The sequence below is a fragment of the Microcystis sp. M53603_WE2 genome, assembly GCF_030065435.1.
The window spans coordinates 1-2,570 of sequence record NZ_JASJFF010000682.1; the positions used below are offsets into that span (position 1 = coordinate 1).

Consider the following 2,570-nt stretch of genomic DNA (forward strand, 5'->3'; position numbering starts at 1 on the left):
AGGAGAGCGCTTAGTCACTTCCATCCATTGGATTTTCTGGAAATGGGCGAGGGGATGTTTTCTGCGTTTTAGATAGGTTTCTAGGTCTTGACTCAAATCAGCTAAAGAAGCTTGTTTTTGCCAGCGAAAAACCCGTCGGCCCGTCTCATTAAAACCATCTTTAAGATTAATAAACTGGCGAAAAGTTGTCTCATTAGCGAGAGATTGTTTCGAGAGATCCCAGACTCGATTGGGGGAGTCCACCACTGCCCGGAGATAAGGTCTTTCCTCCCCATCCCAAACATCACTAAAGAGGGCAGTTATTCCGCCGGTGGTAGAGGAATAAAGGGCATCCACTAACTCATTTTGGTAGGTTAAAACCAGGCCTCGCGTGGCCGCGATCGCTTGATCAGCCCGGGGATTAGTTCCCGTCAATCCATAATAAACTTGACAATGGGTATCGGCACAGAGTTCGTAATTATCGGCTTGAAAACGGCGGAGATTGCGGAGGGCGTAGGTACGGGCGATAATAGTTTGCGCTTGGGTGGCGCTTTCCGGGGCATCATGACCGATTTCGTGGGGTACAACCCCGCGCAGGTAGGTTTCGAGGGGAACGTTATTAACTAGGGTAAAAGTGCCGTAGGCGTTGGGCTGTAGGCGCATAGTTCCCCCGTACAAACGTAACTGATCGGGGCTATGGGTGACTTGAATCAGGTTTTTTTGGCTCTCGATTTCTAATTCTTTGGGAAAATAGCGCACCCCGTTGATCTGGAAAGAAACTTGCGGCTTTTCTTTGAGTAAAACACTATTAATATAGGGTTGATTGTGGCCTTTGGCTTGCAAACTGGTCAGCAACCAACGTCGCACTAGGGGATTTTCATAAACTTCTCGCTTTGCCCAGACCTGCCAGCGTCCGGGTTGGGTAATTTCCACTTTAATGCCCATTTTTGCCCAATTTTTGGCACTATTTTCGGCGGTTTCAAAGGTGGCGTGGTCGCTCAAAATGACTTTTTCTTGCAGGATGGGAGAAGCGAGGGGACGGGGAATAACTTCTAATTGTAGGCGATTGGTTTGCAGGGTTTGGGATTGGCCATCTTCTCCCAGCACCCGCAGGGTGAGATGATCACCATTGGTACTGCCCAGGGTTAATTTTTCCTTGGCTTCATCGCCAAAACGTTGGACAATGCCCACTCTCAGAAGGACATCCTTGGCTATAGCGGCAGGAATTAGGGTTAAACTGAGCAAGATCGCCGCAGTTATGGAACCGATGCTAATTATTTGTTTTTTTTCCTTGATTTTTAGCATAAAGTCAAGTATCTGTTAATAAGTTTTCATAAAAGTTGAGGATATTCAGAGATTATAGCAGCAAGCCGTTAGGGGAATAGGGTAATGGGGGGGATAGGGGAATTTCCACTAAAACCCTAAAACCCTAAAACCCCAACACCCTCAAACCCCAACACCCAACATCCAACCACCAACAAAGCATCTAACTTCCCCCATCGCTGATAATGCGTAAACGTACCATTTTCTGGCCACCTTCATCCAGTTCCACTTCGATCACTTCACTGGTTAAACTTTCCAAACAGGTTAACATCGATCGCAGATGGGGATTACTTGCTCCCGTATCCACATAGAGGCGATCGGACAAACTACCTAAACGTTTCCAAGTAGTATAAAGTTTAGCTACGGCCTGCTCTAATTGTGTGGCTTGTTTAACCAGATCCGCCGCCGTATTTAGACAATCGACGCGCAACGCTTCTTCTAGAGCCATTTCGATATCTAAATTACCCCGTCGGAGAGTTTGCACTTGGGCCGCCGCATCGAGATATTTGGCTAAGCTGCGTGCTTCCGAGGTGATTAATTTTACCGTGTCCACATCGGGATTAGCGGCGATTTCTTGACGGAGAGTGTCGATATGAGTATCGGGTAACTTTTCTAATTCTTTCACTAGGGGGGCGAGATGACGCGCCGGTAAACTGCCGTCGCTGGCTTTTTCTTTCACTTCATCGGGTAGTAAATCTGAACTCATCGCTGTCCATTCATCGGCCAATTGCTTCACCTCCCGACGGGTAATTCTCTCCCCTTGTCGGGCCGCATCACTGACTAATTTTTGAATTTCGGGGGCAGATTTGGCCGTTTCTACGAAGGCGCGTTTACTAAAATTATTGATACTATCGGGATCCAGTTGTCCTTCCGCCAGGAGAGTATCAGCACTATTAGCCAATTGAATCAGAGCATAAGCTTGACTTTTAGTGATTTCTCGCTGTTTTAACCAGTTTAAAAAGCCTGTACCCCGACTATCACCGCCTTGCTTCTCCCGGTCGCGAATAGCTCGCAAAATTCGCCCCCGCCAGATTTCCGTTTGCAAATCAAAGCGATCGCAGACTTTCCAAAAAGAATCCAGTTGTCGCTGAAAGTCGTGATCTTGAATGGTTTCATCTTCGGGATCTGGCAGTTGAAAGTTAAACTCTAGAGGCGTTTCAAAGGCATCAATGATCGCGGAGGTGTCGGAGGAGAACGTCGCAGCATCAACCATATATGATAGACTCGGCAGTTAATCGGGCATTTTATCTTAACTCGCTCTGGCAACC

General features: G+C 47.3%; 2 protein-coding genes. Both read right to left on the minus strand.

The window, feature by feature from the left end; all coding sequences use genetic code 11:
- Positions 1–1,284 (minus strand): SpoIID/LytB domain-containing protein (locus tag PX481_RS14750; RefSeq protein WP_288094846.1); only part of this gene is annotated, 1,284 nt, incomplete at its 3' end.
- 181 nt (positions 1,285–1,465) lie between these two features.
- Positions 1,466–2,515 (minus strand): hypothetical protein, encoded by a 1,050-nt coding sequence (locus tag PX481_RS14755; RefSeq protein WP_002758565.1) that lies wholly within the window; start codon positions 2,513–2,515, stop codon positions 1,466–1,468.
- Between the last annotated feature and the right edge of the window lie 55 nt (positions 2,516–2,570).

Excerpts from the sequence above, each read along its gene's own strand:
- PX481_RS14755 (WP_002758565.1), bottom strand. The coding sequence starts at position 2,515 with ATGGTTGATGCTGCGACGTTCTCCTCCGACACCTCCGCGATCATTGAT.